The organism is Hafnia alvei (assembly GCF_034424155.1).
GTDB lineage: Bacteria > Pseudomonadota > Gammaproteobacteria > Enterobacterales > Enterobacteriaceae > Hafnia > Hafnia alvei.
In genome coordinates, this window is record NZ_CP139992.1 from 480,824 (window position 1) to 499,091 (window position 18,268).

At 50.3% G+C, this 18,268-nt stretch carries 18 protein-coding genes and 3 tRNA genes; 12 read left to right on the forward strand and 9 right to left on the reverse strand.

Features of this window, described 5'->3' with window-relative positions; genetic code table 11:
• The first annotated feature begins 1 nt into the window (after window position 1).
• From yggU to hemW, 3 genes are read left to right on the forward strand one after another with little or no spacing between them, the layout of a single operon-like run.
• On the forward strand, window positions 2-304 hold the full coding sequence (yggU, locus tag U0008_RS02195) for a DUF167 family protein YggU (protein ID WP_043490639.1): 303 nt from the start codon (window positions 2-4) through the stop codon (window positions 302-304).
• Window positions 305-357: 53 nt separating this feature from the next.
• Window positions 358-951 carry an RdgB/HAM1 family non-canonical purine NTP pyrophosphatase gene (gene rdgB / locus U0008_RS02200; protein WP_043490641.1) on the forward strand — a complete coding sequence of 198 codons (594 nt, stop codon included), beginning with the start codon at window positions 358-360 and terminating at the stop codon, window positions 949-951.
• On the forward strand, window positions 944-2,074 hold the full coding sequence (gene hemW / locus U0008_RS02205; RefSeq protein ID WP_043490643.1) for a radical SAM family heme chaperone HemW: 1,131 nt from the start codon (window positions 944-946) through the stop codon (window positions 2,072-2,074). The genes rdgB and hemW overlap by 8 nt, the downstream gene beginning before the upstream one ends.
• 60 nt (window positions 2,075-2,134) lie before the next feature.
• Here hemW and epmB read toward each other — a convergent pair whose 3' ends face one another.
• Window positions 2,135-3,169, reverse strand: a complete 1,035-nt coding sequence (epmB, locus tag U0008_RS02210; protein WP_043490645.1) for an EF-P beta-lysylation protein EpmB — start codon at window positions 3,167-3,169, stop codon at window positions 2,135-2,137.
• Window positions 3,170-3,213: 44 nt separating this feature from the next.
• On the opposite strand from epmB, the gene efp reads away from it, so the two are divergent.
• From efp to sugE, 4 genes are all read left to right on the forward strand, one after another.
• On the forward strand, window positions 3,214-3,780 hold the full coding sequence (gene efp, locus U0008_RS02215; protein WP_025798719.1) for an elongation factor P: 567 nt from the start codon (window positions 3,214-3,216) through the stop codon (window positions 3,778-3,780).
• A 119-nt stretch (window positions 3,781-3,899) separates the two neighbouring features.
• Window positions 3,900-4,001, forward strand: coding sequence for an entericidin A/B family lipoprotein (locus U0008_RS02220; protein ID WP_369828310.1), 102 nt, complete (start codon window positions 3,900-3,902; stop codon window positions 3,999-4,001).
• A gap of 95 nt (window positions 4,002-4,096) precedes the next feature.
• Window positions 4,097-4,228: an entericidin A/B family lipoprotein gene (locus U0008_RS02225; RefSeq protein WP_008814834.1), complete on the forward strand. Its 132-nt coding sequence runs from the start codon at window positions 4,097-4,099 to the stop codon at window positions 4,226-4,228.
• Window positions 4,229-4,406: 178 nt separating this feature from the next.
• Window positions 4,407-4,724 (forward strand): quaternary ammonium compound efflux SMR transporter SugE, encoded by a 318-nt coding sequence (gene sugE / locus U0008_RS02230; RefSeq protein ID WP_025798724.1) that lies wholly within the window; start codon window positions 4,407-4,409, stop codon window positions 4,722-4,724.
• A 30-nt stretch (window positions 4,725-4,754) separates the two neighbouring features.
• Here sugE and blc read toward each other — a convergent pair whose 3' ends face one another.
• The 5 genes from blc to frdA form a co-directional block, all read right to left on the reverse strand.
• Window positions 4,755-5,303: an outer membrane lipoprotein Blc gene (gene blc / locus U0008_RS02235; RefSeq protein WP_043490651.1), complete on the reverse strand. Its 549-nt coding sequence runs from the start codon at window positions 5,301-5,303 to the stop codon at window positions 4,755-4,757.
• 106 nt (window positions 5,304-5,409) lie between these two features.
• Window positions 5,410-5,766 carry a fumarate reductase subunit FrdD gene (gene frdD / locus U0008_RS02240; protein WP_025798728.1) on the reverse strand — a complete coding sequence of 119 codons (357 nt, stop codon included), beginning with the start codon at window positions 5,764-5,766 and terminating at the stop codon, window positions 5,410-5,412.
• 17 nt (window positions 5,767-5,783) lie between these two features.
• Window positions 5,784-6,182, reverse strand: a complete 399-nt coding sequence (gene frdC, locus U0008_RS02245) for a fumarate reductase subunit FrdC (RefSeq protein ID WP_025798731.1) — start codon at window positions 6,180-6,182, stop codon at window positions 5,784-5,786.
• Between the two features lie 14 nt (window positions 6,183-6,196).
• Window positions 6,197-6,931, reverse strand: coding sequence for a succinate dehydrogenase/fumarate reductase iron-sulfur subunit (locus U0008_RS02250; RefSeq protein WP_025798733.1), 735 nt, complete (start codon window positions 6,929-6,931; stop codon window positions 6,197-6,199).
• The gene (frdA, locus tag U0008_RS02255; protein ID WP_043490654.1) at window positions 6,924-8,723 is read right to left on the reverse strand and encodes a fumarate reductase (quinol) flavoprotein subunit; all 1,800 of its coding nucleotides are present in this window, start codon (window positions 8,721-8,723) and stop codon (window positions 6,924-6,926) included. Before frdA ends, U0008_RS02250 begins: the two co-directional genes overlap by 8 nt.
• Window positions 8,724-9,139: 416 nt before the next feature.
• On the opposite strand from frdA, the gene epmA reads away from it, so the two are divergent.
• Window positions 9,140-10,117, forward strand: a complete 978-nt coding sequence (gene epmA / locus U0008_RS02260) for an elongation factor P--(R)-beta-lysine ligase (protein ID WP_025798737.1) — start codon at window positions 9,140-9,142, stop codon at window positions 10,115-10,117.
• A gap of 687 nt (window positions 10,118-10,804) precedes the next feature.
• Here the strand turns inward: epmA and mscM are convergent.
• From mscM to rsgA, 3 genes are all read right to left on the reverse strand, one after another.
• A complete protein-coding gene (gene mscM / locus U0008_RS02265) occupies window positions 10,805-14,122 on the reverse strand; it encodes a miniconductance mechanosensitive channel MscM (protein ID WP_043490661.1) in 3,318 nt (1,105 codons plus the stop codon).
• A gap of 236 nt (window positions 14,123-14,358) precedes the next feature.
• A complete protein-coding gene (gene asd / locus U0008_RS02270) occupies window positions 14,359-15,294 on the reverse strand; it encodes an archaetidylserine decarboxylase (protein WP_043490682.1) in 936 nt (311 codons plus the stop codon).
• Between the two features lie 309 nt (window positions 15,295-15,603).
• On the reverse strand, window positions 15,604-16,641 hold the full coding sequence (gene rsgA / locus U0008_RS02275) for a small ribosomal subunit biogenesis GTPase RsgA (protein WP_025798742.1): 1,038 nt from the start codon (window positions 16,639-16,641) through the stop codon (window positions 15,604-15,606).
• A 171-nt stretch (window positions 16,642-16,812) separates the two neighbouring features.
• On the opposite strand from rsgA, the gene orn reads away from it, so the two are divergent.
• The 4 genes from orn to U0008_RS02295 all read left to right on the forward strand — a co-directional run bounded on the left by orn (window position 16,813) and on the right by U0008_RS02295 (window position 18,031).
• Window positions 16,813-17,358, forward strand: coding sequence for an oligoribonuclease (gene orn, locus U0008_RS02280; RefSeq protein ID WP_043490664.1), 546 nt, complete (start codon window positions 16,813-16,815; stop codon window positions 17,356-17,358).
• Window positions 17,359-17,689: 331 nt separating this feature from the next.
• Window positions 17,690-17,765, forward strand: a tRNA-Gly gene (locus U0008_RS02285).
• Window positions 17,766-17,821: 56 nt separating this feature from the next.
• Window positions 17,822-17,897 (forward strand) — tRNA-Gly (locus tag U0008_RS02290).
• A gap of 58 nt (window positions 17,898-17,955) precedes the next feature.
• Window positions 17,956-18,031, forward strand: a tRNA-Gly gene (locus tag U0008_RS02295).
• Window positions 18,032-18,268 lie beyond the last annotated feature (237 nt).

The following is an 18,268-nucleotide window of genomic DNA, read 5'->3' on the forward strand; positions in this document are numbered from 1 at the left end:
AATGAGTACAGACGCAATAAAGTTTGAGAATGATGCGCTGGTTTTACGCCTTTATATTCAGCCTAAAGCCAGCCGTGACCAGATTGTTGGGCTACATAGTGAAGAGCTAAAAGTCGCCATTACCGCACCGCCGGTAGATGGTCAGGCTAATGCTCATCTGCAAAAATTTATCGCCAAACAGTTTCGGGTCGCTAAAAGTCAGGTGATGATTGAGAAAGGGGAGTTGGGCCGGCATAAGCAGGTTCGCATTAACCAGCCTCAACAAATCCCTGATGTGATCTCTGCATTGTGCTCCCCTGAATAATTATTTTTCTACCGGCAGGCGTTAGCCTGCCGGTGCTATATATAGGATTTATCATGCAAAAAGTGGTATTGGCGACGGGAAATGCAGGCAAAGTTCGCGAGTTGGCAAGCTTGCTGGCCGACTTTGGCTTAGACGTTGTGGCGCAAACTGAATTGGGCGTGGACTCTGCGGAAGAAACGGGTCTGACATTTATTGAGAACGCGATTCTAAAAGCTCGCCACGCTGCGCAGATCACGGGGTTGCCTGCGATTGCCGACGATTCCGGTTTAGCCGTGGATGTTTTGGGCGGAGCTCCAGGGATCTATTCCGCGCGTTATGCGGGCGAAGATGCCAGCGACCGTCAGAATCTCGAGAAACTGCTGGTGGCGCTGAAAGATGTTCCCGAAGGCCAACGTCAGGCGCAATTCCACTGCGTATTAGTTTATTTGCGCCATGCCGAAGATCCTACGCCGCTGGTATGTCACGGCAGCTGGGCGGGTGAAATCAGTTTTGCTCCATCAGGCGACGGTGGTTTCGGCTACGACCCTATTTTCAACGTTCCTGAGTTAGGCTGTTCCGCGGCGCAGCTCAGTAAAGAGCAGAAAATTGCGGTTTCGCATCGTGGTAAAGCTTTGAAGCTGCTGTTGGAAGCGATGCGTAATGCTTAAGTTGCCCCCGCTTAGCCTCTACATCCATATCCCGTGGTGTGTGCAGAAATGCCCATACTGCGATTTTAATTCTCACGCTCAAAAAGGCGATATTCCTTCAACGGAATATGTCGACCATTTGCTGGCTGATTTAGATGCTGATGTGGCTCTTACCTCAGGGCGTGAAATTGGCACCATTTTTATCGGTGGTGGAACGCCAAGCCTGCTAAGCGCCGAAGGTATGCAGCGGTTGATGGATGGCGTGCGCGCGCGTTTACTGGTTGCGGCCAATGCGGAAGTGACCATGGAGGCGAATCCCGGCACCGTTGAAGCCGATCGCTTTAGCGCCTATCAGCGAGCCGGTATCAATCGTATTTCGATTGGTGTGCAAAGCTTTAGCGCGGAGAAGTTAACGCGATTAGGACGCATCCACGGGCCAGAAGAGGCCAAGCGCGCGGCACATCTGGCGCAAGGTCTAGGGTTACGCAGTTTTAATCTCGATTTGATGCATGGTTTGCCAGATCAGTCATTGGAAGAGGCGCTTGATGATTTGCGTCAGGCGATTGAACTGAACCCGCCGCATTTGTCGTGGTATCAACTCACCATTGAGCCGAACACGCTGTTTGGTTCGCGTCCGCCAAAATTACCGGATGACGACGCACTATGGGACATTTTCCAGCGCGGTGATGAACTGCTACGCGCAGCGGGGTATCAGCAATATGAAACCTCGGCCTATGCCAAGCCTGGTTATCAGTGCCAGCATAATTTGAACTACTGGCGCTTTGGTGACTATCTTGGGATTGGCTGCGGAGCACACGGTAAGGTGACGTTTGAAGATGGACGTATTTTGCGCACGGCCAAAACACGTCATCCGCGCGGTTATATGCAAGGGCGCTACCTCGATAAACAGCATGAAGTGGAGAATGACGATCGTCCGTTCGAGTTCTTTATGAACCGCTTTAGATTGCTTGAGCCTACGCCGCGTGCAGAATTCCAATTGTACACAGGGCTTGGCGAAGAGGTTATTCGTGCTCAGCTTGATGAAGCACTGGCACAGAATTATATCGTAGAAACCGATGAGTATTGGCAGATTACCGAGCACGGAAAACTGTTTTTGAATTCGTTGCTAGAGCTGTTTTTGTAACGGTTTTATCTCATTGTCTTCTGCTAGCCCTCCTCTTTACAGGGGAGGGCAGACTTCAGATCAGCGCTGGCGCAAGCCTAAATCAATGGTTGTTTTGCTTGGCTCACCGCCGATTTCACGGGTGAGTTTCGGCACCATATAGCCTGACACTTTCGTCATAAGTTCACGCATGATCAACCGTGCTTCATCATCTGGCACCATAAAATGCGCCGCACCCTGCACTCGATCGAGGACATGCAGGTAATAAGGCATAATTCCCGCATCAAACAGCGCATTGCTGAGATTAGCCAACGTATCGGCATTATCATTTACGCCGCGCAGCAAAACGCCTTGATTGAGAAGTGTGACGTTGGCGCGTTTGAGGCGCGTCATGGCATCACAAAACTCTGAGTCAATTTCATTGGCATGATTAACGTGAGTCACCAGCAGAATCTGTAAGCGTGACTGAGAGAAACGTTGGGTCAGCGCTTCGGTGATGCGAGCTGGGATCACCACCGGCAAGCGGCTATGGATGCGCAGCCGTTTAATATGTGGGATGGTTTCGATCTCGTCGAGTAACCAAGCCAGCTCGTGATCTTTCGCCATCAACGGATCGCCGCCGGAGAAAATGATTTCATCCAGTTCTGGCTGTTGGCGAATATAATCTAGGGCGTGACGCCAGTTGGCTTTATTTCCCTGATTATCCTGATAGGGAAAGTGACGGCGGAAGCAATAACGACAGTTAACCGCACAGCCGCCTTTGACCAACAGCAGCGCTCGGTTAATATATTTATGCAGCAGCCCTGGCACGGCGATGGCGTCGTCTTGTTCTTCCAACGGATCGGTTGAGTAGCCCGGTGTGGCGATAAATTCGTTGGCGGACGTCATGACCTGAAGGAGGAGCGGATCGTTCGGGTCGCCTTTTTTCATGCGCCGAGCGAAGGCATAAGGAACCCGCAGGGCGAAAAGACGCCGCGCATCGTGGCCTTTTTGCCATTCAGGGCTGTCAGAAAGTGCTAAATATTCAAGCAATTCTGCCGGTTCAGTAATAACATCGGCAAGTTGTTGCAGCCAATCTTCTCTAGACTGCGTATTTTGAGTTACAATATGTGCCATTTTTTTGGCTAAGCTACCAGTTATAAATAATTCAGAGGGCCTTTATGGCGACTTATTCTAGCAACGATTTCCGTCCCGGTCTTAAAATCATGTTCGAGGGCGAGCCTTATGCAGTAGAAAGCAGCGAGTTCGTTAAACCAGGTAAAGGCCAAGCCTTTGCTCGCGTTAAAATGCGTCGCCTGCTGACCGGCACCCGTGTTGAAAAAACCTTTAAATCTACTGACTCCGCAGAAGGCGCGGACGTTGTCGACTTGAACCTGACTTACCTGTACAACGACGGTGAGTTCTATCATTTCATGAACAACGAAACCTTCGAGCAGCTGGCTGCTGATGAGAAAGCTATCGGCGATAACGCTAAATGGATGCTGGATCAGGCAGAGTGTATCGTAACTCTGTGGAACGGCCGTCCAATTCAGGTGACTCCTCCAAACTTCGTAGAGCTGGAAATCGTTGATACCGATCCAGGTCTGAAAGGTGATACCGCAGGTACCGGCGGTAAACCTGCAACCCTGAGCACTGGCGCAGTGGTTAAAGTTCCATTGTTCGTACAGATCGGCGAAGTGATCAAAGTTGACACCCGTTCTGGCGAATATGTTTCTCGCGTTAAGTAATTGCGAAGAAAGCTAATTTGTTTTAAAAAAGCCGCGTATAACGCGGTTTTTTTTTACCCAAAAGGCTCGCATGAGGAACCCAGATAAATATGATAAAGAAAATCGTTGTGTTGGCATTGATGGTGAGTGCGTTAGCGACTTTGAGCGGTTGTAACACCGCCCGCGGATTCGGCGAGGATGTTCAGCATCTCGGTGGCGCGATTTCACGGGTTGCGAGCTAATTAATTAAGAGCGGTGATGTTTTTTCGCTTACTGCTGATTTCTTGTCTACGCTTAAAAGGCATTACTTTTAAAACTGCAGATAAGGAAGATAGCAATGATTAAGAAAAGCATCGCATTAGTATGTTCTCTGTTAGTTCTTGCCGCTTTGGCTGGCTGTAATACGACTCGCGGTGCGGGTGAAGACGTAGAAGCCGGTGGTCAGGCGATTCAGCGCGCCGCACAGTAGCTTTTATTTGCCATACGCTAGGGCGTTGTCTTGTTGCCTACGCCCTGATATTTCCTCTTCTTAACTTTTTCTCAAAACCATCGTATCCTAACGTCGTTTTATCATTCAAAAAACTGCGCAGGACGACCTGTGTACGTATCCTAATTCGGGGACGACCCCATCGTTGTGGATAAATCGCATGTCTTGGATCATTCTGATGGTCGCTGGTCTCTTGGAAGTTGTTTGGGCAATTGGCCTAAAATACACCCATGGTTTTTCTCGTTTAACGCCGAGCATTATTACTATCGCTGCCATGGTGGTGAGTATGGTGCTGCTGGCGCATGCGATGAAAACCTTACCGGCAGGCACCGCTTATGCCGTGTGGACGGGAATTGGTGCCGTAGGGGCGGCCATTATGGGGATTGTACTGCTAGGGGAATCTGCGAGCCTGCCAAGAATTATCAGCCTGTGTCTGATCGTTATCGGAATACTGGGTTTGAAATTCAGTAGCCAATAATCTTAGCCTCGCTCGCGTTATAGCTCGCCTCTAATGAGGCGGGCTCATATCGATAGGCGATTGGTTCGCCCAAATTAAATCCTGAGTTTTAAATCCATAGCGTTGGGCGGTTGCCAGCAACTTTTGCTTCACGTTGTCATCCAATGTCGGTGTACGCGCCAGTATCCATAAGTAGTCCTTATTGGGTCCGCAAATCAGCGCGTAGCGATACTCGCTATCCAACTCAATCACGTTGTAACCACCATAGAATGGGCCGAAGAAAGACACTTTGAGCGAAGCAATATTCGGCGACTGAACGAAATAAGCTTTGCCGATGCTCTCCTTCCATTGGTTTTTTTCAGTGTTGAATCCACGATTAACGACCTTTACACCACCGTCTTCCCGCATGCTGTAGTGGGCTGTGACGTGATCTAACCCCTGTTCAAAGGGATGATTGAGGCGGGCAATTTCATACCAGTTGCCAAGATAGCGGGGCAGTTGAAAGTCGCTAACGACGGTGACGTCAGGTGGCGGCTTAGTACTACAGCCAACGGAGAGCAGCGCTGTAATCACAGCGGCAATGCGAGACCAAACAGGCATAACGGCTCCTTTTCAAACGGATACCGTTAAAGTGTAGACCTGATAGCGGGAATCTAACTAATAAAAAAGCCTCCCGGAGGAGGCTTTTATACAGCGAAGTGACTCATTACAGCGTGAATACGCCGATCAGCGCAACTACGCTCAGAATCGCTGCTAAACCGTAGAACACCCACTTACCGGCAGGTACGTGGATTTTCAGGTCATGCATCATGTGATGCAAACGGTGCAAACCACACCACAGCGGCAGAATGATCATCAGCAGCCAGAAAATACGGCCAATGAAGCTCTGGCTGAAGCTCAGCGCACGTTCGAAAGTCAGGGCATCTGGGAACCAGCCCAGAGGCAGCATGATGCCAACGATCAGAATTACGACGGGCGCAATGATTGCACCCCACATGCCGCCTGCACCAAATAGCCCCCAGAAAACCGGCTCGTCAGAACGTTTGTATACTTTATTATCCACAATGTTCTCCTTTACGGTTATAGCAGGGTAACGGCCAAAATGACCACGGTCGCAATGATGGTCACCGCCCAAAGGGCTTTGATCACCGGACCAGGGCCCATTTTCGTGTCACCAACCACGATATTGGCCGCTTTTGGAGCAAGCTCAAACCAAGTTTTGGTATGAAGTGCAGCCAGAAGCAATGAGATGATGTTTAGGATCAGCACCAGTGGGTTCTGCAAGAAAGCGACAAAGCTTTCCCAGCCAGCAGCGCCATCTTTCATGGAGAAAATTCCATAAATCAGCACGATGCTGAACCATACGTTGCCCAGAGCAGAGCTCTCACGCAGCATATAGAACTTGTAGAAACCGAGCTTCTGCCACCAGTTAGCCTGCATACCGCGCACATAAGGTTTGCGTTTAGTTGAAGTCGTCATTGATTCATCCTCCCTTATTGCGGTTTCAGCATCGCGATCATGAAGTCTTTCGCACTTTCAACTTTGCCTTGCTGGATAGCAGCGGCTGGGTCGACGTGTTTTGGACAAACTTCTGAGCAATAACCGACGAAGGTACAAGTCCAAACGCCGTTATCGGAGTTCAGAACAGGCATACGCTCTTTCTTCCCGTGGTCACGGGTATCCAGATTGTAACGGTGTGCCAGAGTGATAGCGGCTGGGCCGATGAACTCAGGGTTCAGACCAAACTGTGGGCAGGCTGCGTAGCACAGACCACAGTTAATGCAGCCGGAGAACTGATGGTATTTTTCCATCTGTGCTGGGGTCTGCAGGTTGGTGCCGTCTTCTGGTTTACGGTTGTTACCGATGATGTATGGCTTAATGGCTTCCAGACTTTCGATAAAGTGAGTCATATCGACCACCAGATCGCGTTCTACTGGGAAGTTGCCTAACGCTTCAACGCGCATACCGGTTGGGTAGTCACGCAGGAAGGTTTTACACGCCAGCTTAGGCACGCGGTCAACCATCATGCCGCAAGAACCACAGATTGCCATACGGCAAGACCAGCGGTAAGACAGGTCGGCAGCCAGATTATCTTTGATGTAGCCTAACGCATCCAGCAGGGAAGTCGTTTCGTCATACGGGACGTCATACGTCACGAAATGCGGCTCGGCATCCTGTTCTGGGTTATAGCGCATGACTTCCATTTTCAAGATTTTCATCTCAGCCATTCGCTTGCTCCTTATTCTTTGCATCCTGAGCTTCTGCTTCAGCACCGTATACACGTTTTGCTGGTTGCAGTTTGGTAATTTTCACGTCGCTGTATTCAATGCGTGGCGCGAGGCCGTCGGCATTTTTGAATGTCAGAGTGTGCTTCAGGAAGTTAACGTCATCACGCTCGGTACAACCTTCATCCAGACGCTGATGTGCGCCACGGGATTCTTTACGATTGATTGCCGCATGAGCCATACATTCAGCCACGTTCAGGCCGTGACCCAATTCGATGGTGTACAGCAGGTCGGTATTGAAGACGCTAGAGTTATCAGTGATTTTGACGCGTTTGAAACGTTCTTTCAGCTCGGCCAATTTATCAACGGTTTTCTGCATCAGGTCAGTCGTACGGTAGATACCACAGCCTTCTTCCATTGACATGCCCATCTCGTCACGGATTTTCGCCCAGCTTTCAGTACCTTCCTGATTAGCCAGTGCGTGCAGACGTGCTTCAACGTCTTTTGCCTGTGCATCTAGCGCGCTGCCGTTAGCCGGGGTGGCTTCCTGTGAGCGCTGAACCGCGTGTTCGCCCGCAACGCGGCCAAATACCACCAGCTCTGCCAGAGAGTTAGAACCCAGACGGTTTGCACCGTGCAGACCAACAGAAGAACATTCACCCACGGCGAAGAGACCCTGAATACGGGTTTCGCAGTTCTGGTTGGTTTCAATACCACCCATGGTGTAGTGCGCGGTTGGACGAACGGGGATCGGCTCTTTAACTGGATCGACGCCCACGTAAGCTTTAGATAGCTCACAGATGAACGGCAGACGCTCCAGCAGTTTTTTCTCGCCCAGATGACGCAGGTCCAGATAGACCACATCGCCGCGCGGAGTAGAGATGGTGCGGCCAGCGCGCCATTCGTGCCAGAATGCCTGAGAAACTTTGTCGCGTGGACCCAGTTCCATGTATTTGTTTTTTGGTTCGCCGAGCGGGGTTTCAGGGCCCATTCCGTAGTCTTGCAGATAGCGATAGCCATCTTTGTTGACCAGAATACCACCTTCACCACGACAGCCTTCAGTCATCAGGATCCCTGAGCCCGGCAGGCCGGTTGGGTGATACTGAACAAACTCCATATCACGTAAAGGAATACCGTGATCTAACGCCATGCCCATACCGTCGCCGGTAACGATGCCGCCATTGGTGTTGTAGCGATACACACGGCCTGCGCCGCCTGTTGCCATAACCACGGCGTTTGCACGGATCTGAACCAGAGTACCTTCCATCATATTCATGGCAACAAGGCCGCGTGCTTTGCCTTCGTCGACCAAAATGTCGAGAACGAAGTGCTCATCAAAGCGCTGAATCTGTGGATATTTTAAAGAAGTTTGGAAAAGAGTGTGCAGCATATGGAAGCCGGTTTTATCCGCGGCGAACCATGTACGCTCAATCTTCATCCCGCCAAAACGGCGAACGTTAACGGAACCGTCAGGTTTACGGCTCCAAGGGCAACCCCATTGCTCAAGCTGAGCCATTTCGCGAGGACAGTTATGGACGAAATGATCGACCACATCCTGTTCACAAAGCCAGTCACCACCAGCAACGGTATCGTTGAAATGGTAGTCGTATGAGTCGTGAGCCTGAGTAACGGCTGCTGATCCGCCTTCTGCGGCCACAGTGTGGCTACGCATTGGATATACTTTAGAGATAAGCGCGATCTTCAGTTGAGGGTTGGCTTCCGCTGCTGCAATTGCTGCACGTAAACCAGCACCCCCTGCCCCGACGATGGCAAGGTCTGCGTTAAAGGTTTGCACTGCATTCCTCCGGGTGATCAATTGTCAATATCAATTAAAATGAATAACCATTCCAAATGTCGCACTAAGAGAAGTAGTAGCAGATATTCAAACAGTTGCTCTCTTTAGTGCGCATCGGGAATGGCTAAGATTTATAAGTTCAAGTGATAAAATTATACCTAAAACGAAGTAGTAGAAACTTGATGTGATCGATTGTTTTGCTGTTTTCCCTACTAACCGTAGTACAAAAATGTGATATCAGCGCTATTTCTGTCTGTTCTCGTGGTTTTTATGTATTTTATGTTCTTTTTAAAGAATATAGAGCAGCCAATAGTTTTGCTGTGTGGTTATTAGCTCACTCAGTGAGCGCCAATGGTTTGTCTGCCTGCGATGATGCGGGTAGACTGCACATCCTGTTTTATAGCGGAGTAATTATCATGAGCGAAACGGCAAGCTGGCAGCCAAGTGCCCCTATCGCCAATTTGTTGAAGCGCGCGACAATCGTGTCCACCATTCGTCGATTCTTCTCGGACCGCGGTGTTCTTGAAGTCGACACGCCGGCAATGAGCCAGGCAACGGTAACGGACATTCATCTTGTGCCATTCCAAACCCATTTTGTGGGCCCCGGTGCGGCGCAGGGCATGACGCTATACATGATGACCAGCCCGGAATATCACATGAAGCGCCTGTTAGCGGCGGGCAGTGGGCCGATTTATCAGCTCGGTAAAAGCTTCCGCAATGAAGAGTCAGGCCGACATCATAATCCTGAATTCAGCATGCTGGAGTGGTATCGCCCACACTACGACATGTACCGTTTAATGAATGAGGTCGACGATCTTCTGCAACAGGTATTGGAATGCGACAGCGCCGAAACGCTTTCCTACCAGCAGGCGTTTATTCGTCATTTAGATATGGACCCGCTTTCTGCCGACAAAGTACAGCTGCGCGAAGTGGCGGCGAAGCTCGATCTGAGCAACGTAGCCGACCAAGAAGAAGATCGCGATACGCTGCTACAGCTGCTGTTTACCTTTGGCGTTGAGCCAAATATTGGCCGTGATAAGCCAACGTTTGTGTACCACTTCCCAGCCTCTCAGGCTTCATTAGCGCAAATCAGCACCGAAGATCACCGTGTGGCAGAGCGCTTTGAGGTCTATTACAAAGGCATCGAGCTGGCGAATGGTTTCCATGAGTTAACGGATGCTCGCGAGCAGCGTATGCGTTTTGAGCAAGATAACCGTAAACGCGCCGCAATGGGTCTGCCAGAGCATCCACTGGATGAGAATCTGCTGGCGGCACTAGAGCACGGTTTGCCGGATTGCTCGGGTGTGGCACTTGGCGTTGATCGATTGATCATGCTGGCGCTAAAAGCAGAACGGTTAAGTGAAGTGATTGCGTTTCCGGTGGATAGGGCGTAGGTCATTTTTGGCTGAGGCACGCCGCCTTGTATTTAGAATCTTTTATGTGAGAGCGATGAAAGATTTCGTCCGCCCGTGAGCAGTTGTGTTTCCATGAAACCGCAGACGTAGGCGTCTTATTAAGGCGGTTCAAGCAACGCCGCCTTGTATTTAGAATCTTTTATGTGAGAGCGATGAAAGATTTCGTCCGCCCGTGAGCATTTGCGTTTCCATGCAACCGCAGACGTAGGCGTCCGAGAAGAGGTTGCCAGCGCGCAACCTCTTCACTCTCGCGCTTTTCACCGAGTCGTTTGGCCGACCGGTCTCGGAGCGCACGTCCTGTGCGCCCTCAACCTGCCACCAGCATCCCTGCTGGCGGCTCTAAAATGCATTCTTTAAACATAAAAAAGACAAAAGATACTTCTATCTTTCGGTTTTCTTTTAGTTGCTTAAGTCTTGGTAGTGCGAGCCGCCGGTACAGGGATGTACCGGTGGAGTTTGGGGCGCCCGGGATGGGCGATACCAAACCGTAGCGGAGATGGCGTCTCGGATAAAAGCGCGAGGATTGAAGGGGCGCGCGCTGGCGCCCCTCATCGGTCGCCTGCTACGCAGTTTGTATGTGAATGCAGCAGCGGATAGGCGAACGAAACCTTACACCTTCATGACATATACGACAGACGGAATTTTTGGATAATCGAGCCATAAAAACTACAACCCCCCAGTCGTAAACGTTCTTCTCATACTTCCCCGCGCCTGTCGCAATGTATCAGTGCTCACTTGGAACGGTGGGAACGGCAGCTTCAGATCGTGCTGCTGGAAGCCAGCCAAGATCAACTGATGGATCTCATGACGCAGTGGCATACGGTGCGCCATTTCAGCGGCATAAATACGCAGCTCGAAAATCTGGATCCCTTGCTGTATATCCACCAGATAAGCCTCTGGCGCAGGTGTATCGAGCACCAGCGAGCATTTTGATGCCGCTTCAAGCAGAACGTCTGTGACCTCTTGGCTACTGGCTGTGGCTTCGGCAGGCACGGTAAGCACTACGCGGGTGACGGCATCGCTTAGCGACCAGTTGATAAACTGCTCGGTGATAAAGGCCTTGTTGGGCACAATGATCTCTTTGCGGTCCCAGTCTGAAATCGTGGTGGCGCGCGTATTGATTTTGGTTACGGATCCGGTGAGATCGCGGATGGTTACGGTATCTCCGATGCGGATCGGCTTTTCAAACAGGATGATCAAGCCGGAGGCAAAGTTAGCAACGATCTCCTGTAAACCGAAGCCCAAACCTAAGGTCAGCGCGGCGACCAACCATTGTAATTTTGCCCACTCAATGCCCAGCATTGAGAAACCAATCAGGCCGCCAATCAACAACAACAGGTATTTGGTGATGGTGGTAATGGCGTATCCGGTACCTGGCGTTAGATCAAGATGTTGCAGCAACCCAAGCTCCAGCAGCGCGGGCAGATTCTTGACGAGCTGCACCGTGACGATCATGACTAATATCGCGATCAGCACTGCCCCGAGCGTAATAGGCTGCAGGCTTTCAACCCCCTGCGATGAGCTGGTGACATCCCACAGACGAATGTTTTCCAAAAACGCGAAGGCTGAATGCAGTTCAGACCACAGCCAGATCAGCGAGACCAGCGCAATCATGGTAAGAATCGAACGAACCAAACGAAGCGATTGAGCGCTGATAGCGTCGAGATCGACCACTGGCTCTTCAATGTCCTGACTTCCTTCAACACTGTGCGGAGTCGAGTCCTCTTCACCCTTGGTACGCTTTTCTAAACGCTCTGCGCGGCGCTGTTTGGCTCGCTCAAAGGCAATACGGCGGCGCTGAATCAACATCCAACGGCGAATGATGTAATACACCACCAGCAAGATGAACCAGATGGCCACCGAGCTCTCTAAACGGGCTAATAAAATTTGCGCCGTGTTGAAGTAGCCCAGCAGGGAAGCGAAAGCGGCTACCAGCGGTGCACACAGCAAAATCCACCATAGCGCGTGGTTGATCAGGTTTTCGCCGTCGCCCTGTTTGTTGAGGTAAAGCGGAATTCCTGCCCGCTTCAGGCTGGTGGTTAGTAGGCTGAGCGCCACACACAGCATGATGAAACAGGCGCGCCCCAGCGAGCCTGCAAAGGCGCGATCGTCGAGATTATCGAAGGTGACAAGCGCCATCAGCAGCGGCACGATTAACCAAATTGACATGAGGTAGTAGCGCATTGCGCGCTTAACCTGTTGTTCTTCCCAACGGAAATGCGCAATGAACAACCCGTTTGGATGAGCAAATGCGGCGCTGATCATAAATGCCCACAGCACTGGCAGCGCGGCCGTTACGCCATCACCAATAGCAACGGCCATCGGGTAGGGCCATGCATTTTGTAATCCATAACCTAACGCCGCCCACAGCACCGGCAGCGGCAACGCCACGAGAATTGACCAGAACACCGTGCGCAGCGTGAGCGAAATATGGTCTTGGGTCACCTTACCGACCTTGCTGCTGGCGCGCTCCATAAAGGCCTGATAATGGCGGCGAGAATAAAAACTGAAGCCAACCAGTAGCAGGGCACCAAACAGCGGCAACAGCGTTTCTTTGGTGGTGATCATCATGAGAAACGCTTGGCTAAGCTGAGAAAGCGTATCCAGCGACAGCAGGCGGTTGAGGCTCTGAATCACGTCGAGCGGTGCACTCACGCTGAGAGGATCAACGTCCGCCGCCCAGAAAAGATAGCGGTGGGTGGCGTCTTTAATTTCGGTCAGCGCATCAATAAGCTGGGTGTTAGCGACTTTAAGCTTGGTTAATTCTAGGATTTGCGAATCACAGCCGGAAAGCAGTGAGTTCAGTAACTCGCGCTGTGTTTTAAGCTGGGGCTGTAACAACCGCTGCTGCGAAGCCGTTAAAGGCTTACCGTCGTTTTGCTTGTAGTCGGCGGCTGGTTCAATTTTGTTGAGCAGGTTTTCAAAGGATAAACGCTGCACACGTAGTTTGGCCATATCGCCATCGAGCTGCTGCGGTTTAGGCATATCAGGCAAGCGTGCAACCTGTGCACGTAGCGTTTCCCCCAACGCGGTGGAAACTCCTAGCCATTGGGCCTGTTCACGAATGGTGCTTAGAGCCTGACGTACCTGAATGGTTTGCGCTGCGGCGGTTCGCTGTTGGTTGGCAATATCATCCATGCGCGCCGCTTGCTCATTTAATGCGCGAGACAGTTCCTGGTTGATTTTCAGCTGTTCGGAAATTGATTTGGGCAAATCCCCGCTTTGTTCAACTAATTGCTGAGTTCGTTCTAAGGCTTGTTCGGCTTCACGTTGCCGTTGAGTATTCAGCGAGTTACGTAAATCCTGTAACTGAAGATCGAGGCGCTCATGGCGCTTGCGGAGTACATCTGCCTGTAAACGTGCCAATTCCTGACGGTTATTGGCAGAAAGCTGTTCCAACTCTAATTCGTCGACCAACGCTTTACGCGCTGCGACCTCGGCCTGTAGCTGGTTTGATTGCGCTTGCGCCAAAGGGGTACTGGTGACGACCAGATTTTGCAGACGGCGTTCGGCCTCGGTTAAGTCCTTGCGGGCAGTGGCCTGCTTGAGAGGAACCTGACTTAACGAATCACTGATGGCACGCGAACGGTCAAGTTCTTGCTGTAGCTGGCGTGAAACTTCGAGTAATTGGCTGCTAATTTGCAGAATTTGTTGTTCTGCGTCGCTAGCCGGTATGGATGCCGCGGGCAGCGGAGGAGTGCTTTCATCGCTGAGCTGCTGGCGGAGTTCGCGCGTGAGTTTGGGGAAATCGCTGATGGATTTCTGATATTGCTGAGTACGTTGAGCAGACTCTTTACTCTCATTGATCCAGTTAAGTGCGCTCTGAAGCGCCTCAACCAGTTCAGCCTGATTGGGGGTATTTTTATTGGATTCGGCTTGTTTGAGTTCTTGGGCGAGCTGTTGCTCATTCAGTGCGGCGTTCGCACTAAGTGGAAGGGATAACATCAGTAACCCGGTTATCAACAATTTGGTAATCAGGCGCATAACTCTTCCTTTCTTTTTACGAACGTTTCTCGGATTAATTCTTTATACCCGTCATACTTCAAGTGGCATCTTTGTTGGCTTTCCTCGCTCACCCCAGTCATTTACTTATGTAATCTCCTAGGGATTCACTGCGTCGCCGCCTCAATGCGACTTGAATTATTTTGGGTATATAAACTAAAGAATAAAGGCGGGAAAGATGGCAAGCCCACATCAATTGTGGCTTGCCACTACGCGTTTTACTCTGCGGCAGGTGTTTCGGTCTGCTCTCTGGTGTCTTCGGCGATCACGGTTTCTACTGGTGCAACGGCATTAACGCTGTGAGCAAATTCAGCCCCCATGAGCGTTTTGGCTCCGCTGGCTAGGGTGGCGATAAATTCGATACGGTTGGCGGCAAACAGGTTGATAACCGTAGAGCCAAGTTTGAAGCGACCCATTTCTTCGCCTTTTTTCAGCACTACTGCGCCTTCATTACCCGCTGTTGGATAAGTCCAACGCTGAATAATGCCTTCGCGAGTCACGTTAACCGTACCAGACCAAACGGTCTCGATGCTGCCGACAATGGTTGCGCCAACTAAAATCTGCGCCATTGGGCCGAAATCTGTGTCAAAAATGCAAATTAGACGCTCGTTGCGTGCGAACAGATTAGGAACGTTAGCGGCGGTAAGCGGATTTACTGAGAACAGATCGCCAGGAACGTAGATCATTTCACGCAAAACGCCGTTACAAGGCATATGCACACGGTGGTAATCACGTGGCGACAGGTAGGTCGTGGCAAAATGACCATCTTTGAACTCTTCGGCTAACAAATAGTTGCCCGCTAACAGGGCTTCTAAAGAGTAGTCATGGCCTTTGGCCTGCAAGATTTTACCCTGTTCGATTTTGCCTAATTGGCTGATTGCGCCATCGGCAGGTAAAACCAGCCCGTCTGCGTGGTCGGCGACCGGACGCACACCGCTGCGCAGTGGGCGAACAAAGAATTCATTAAATGTTTTGTAGTGCTCAGGGTTCGGATAGAGCGCTTCTTTCATATTTACTTTGTAATAGGCAACGAAAGCTTTGATAACCGCTTGAGTCAGCCATCCAGCCTTTTTGTTCGCGCCCCAACCAGCAAGACGAGTCAGGCCTTGTTTTGGCAGTAAATATTGAAGTTTAATTTTAATGCTATCGAGCACGTTAGCCTCTTCCAATGGGTCAGTTTCCGAGGGACGCTGAAATAAAAATCTGCGCCGTCGGAATAAATTCTCAATAAATTGGTCTGCTTTTTAACACTTCGCATGCTGATTTTCCACCTTCCAAAGCGTGGTGGATAACATGCCACTAAAGCAAAACCGTGATGCTTTTGCGGTGACTTAGGTCACATTGAGGCCGCACCAGATAGGCACGCCCGTATATATTATCAATATTTGAGGCCGCATCGCGAGAGATGTACTAACGTGATACGACCACAATTATTTGATAAATCATTCAATAATCAGAAAATTCTAATCTTCATTAAAGAAATTTTTACGCGTTTTTACCTGCGACATACTTTCTAAAATGCGGTGATAGTTATCATAGCGCTCTTCGGCAATTTCGCCGTTTTCTGCGGCTTCACGCAGCGCACAGCCCGGATCGTTGTCGTGCTTGCAGTCGCGGAATTTGCAGCCACCGAGGTATTTACGGAATTCAATGAAGCCCAACGTAACCTGCTCTGGATCGAGATGCCATAGGCCAAACTCGCGGATCCCTGGGGAGTCGATAATATCACCACCCTGTGGGAAGTGATAAAGACGTGCCGCCGTGGTGGTGTGCTGACCTAAGCCTGAGTTATCAGAAACTGCACCGACCAAGATAGGGTTGAGTTCTGGCAGTAGGGCATTGAGCAGGCTCGATTTTCCCACGCCGGACTGGCCGGCAAAAATACTGATGCGATCGGTGAGCGCATTCTGTAGTTCAGCGATACCTTCCTGCGAGTGGCTCGATACCATCAGTACGCGATAGCCAATATGGCGATAGATATCCATCGCTTCTTCGACAAATTTACGGCCTTCTTCATCCAGCAAATCGATTTTGTTGAGCACAATCAATGGCTCAATTTCCAACGTTTCACAGGCGACCAGATAACGGTCGATAATATTCAGCGACAGCTCGGGCAAAATGGCCGACACAATAACGATTTGGTCGATGTTGGCGGCAATCGGTTTTAGGCCGTCATAGAAATCAGGACGAGTTAGCATTGAGGTGCGTTCGTGCACGGCTTCCACAATGCCTTTTACGCCCGGCTGTGCGCCAGAACGCCACACCACGCGATCGCCGGTAACCAGTGAACGAATGGTTCGACGGATATTACAGCGATGCTGAGTGCCATCGGCGGCTTCAACGTCGGCATGTTTGCCGAACCGGCTGACAACAATCCCTTCTTGTGGCTCGCCAAACAGGGAGTCATCCAGTTCTGGTCTATTATCAGTTTTGGTCAGGCGACGCTGATGGTTTGCCTGAACACGGCGTTGTTGGCCTTTCGATAGTTTGTTCTTACTCACTGCGCCTCACTCATTTGTTTGAACGAACTCGACGTTAGTTTGATGCAGCGCCAGGCTCGGCGGGCATACAAACCCATATCAAAAACGAATCTGAAGTTGACGACCATCGCTCGTTGTCGCCAAAAAGACTATGATACACGCTATTGATGAAGAAGAAGAGCCGAGGCCGCAATGAGTGGAAGTGAAACAAATTTAATCTGGATCGATTTAGAAATGACGGGGCTCGATCCCGAAGTCGATCGCATCATTGAGATTGCGACGTTGGTGACCGATGCCAATTTGAATATTCTGGCGGAAGGGCCGGTGATTGCGGTACACCAATCGGATGAGCAGCTGGCGCTGATGGATGAGTGGAACGTGCGCACCCATACCGGCAGCGGCTTAGTTGATCGTGTCAAAGCCAGCACCATCGATGACGCAACCGCAGCACAGAAAACCATTGAGTTCCTACAGCAGTGGGTGCCCGCGGGCGTTTCTCCAATCTGCGGTAATAGCGTTGGGCAGGATCGTCGCTTCCTGTTCCGGTATATGCCTGAGTTGGAACAGTATTTCCACTACCGCTATCTGGACGTGAGTACGCTAAAAGAATTGGCGCGTCGCTGGAAACCAGAGATTTTGCCTGGTTTCAAAAAGCAGGGTACGCATCAAGCCTTGGATGATATTCGCGAATCCGTGGCTGAACTCGCCTATTACCGTGAAAACTTTATCAAGCTTTAAGCGTTAGCACTTTGAAACGTTAGCACTTTGGAACGTTAGCACGATGAAGCGTTAATACGCTGCGATGAGGATTTCTAGCGGATCTTCATCGCGGTATTTACGCTGCGAACCACCGATATTTAACGCAATAGTTGTTTTTTATCCGGATGTTGTCGATAATTCGCCCTTGTTGCCGTTTTTATCGGCAAACGAACGAAATTTAAAAAATTTTCTTGTTAGGGGCTTGCAGGGGAAAGAAATTCTCGTATAATGCGCTCCCCGTACCGACACGGAATTACGAGTTCTTCGGATATCGTTTTAATCAGTGTTTGATACGAAAATGCACGACAATGCGGGAATAGCTCAGTTGGTAGAGCACGACCTTGCCAAGGTCGGGGTCGCGAGTTCGAGTCTCGTTTCCCGCTCCAAATTTAGAAGGTCGCTTAGGCGGCTGAAAGTAAAAAAGCAGTACCTATACCAAGTTGCGGGAATAGCTCAGTTGGTAGAGCACGACCTTGCCAAGGTCGGGGTCGCGAGTTCGAGTCTCGTTTCCCGCTCCAATTTCTAACGCCGTTATTACTGACCCAGTAGTAAGGTGTCGATGCTAAAGCGTCAAATGCGGGAATAGCTCAGTTGGTAGAGCACGACCTTGCCAAGGTCGGGGTCGCGAGTTCGAGTCTCGTTTCCCGCTCCAATTTTCTTCTTAAATAATTCTAAATTCAGCGATGCCTCATGTGGGCAGTTTCTCTATTTGTCATAATCAGTATGATTTTCATGAACAGAGTTATCCACAGGCTAGCCAGCATATCTTTCTCATACCTTCCTAGAACCAGCACAAGACCATTAAATTAACTTTTTGATTTAACTGAATTAATTTAATGTTAAAAATGACATATGGATCACTTGCACTTTGTCTTGCTGTTGAATCACA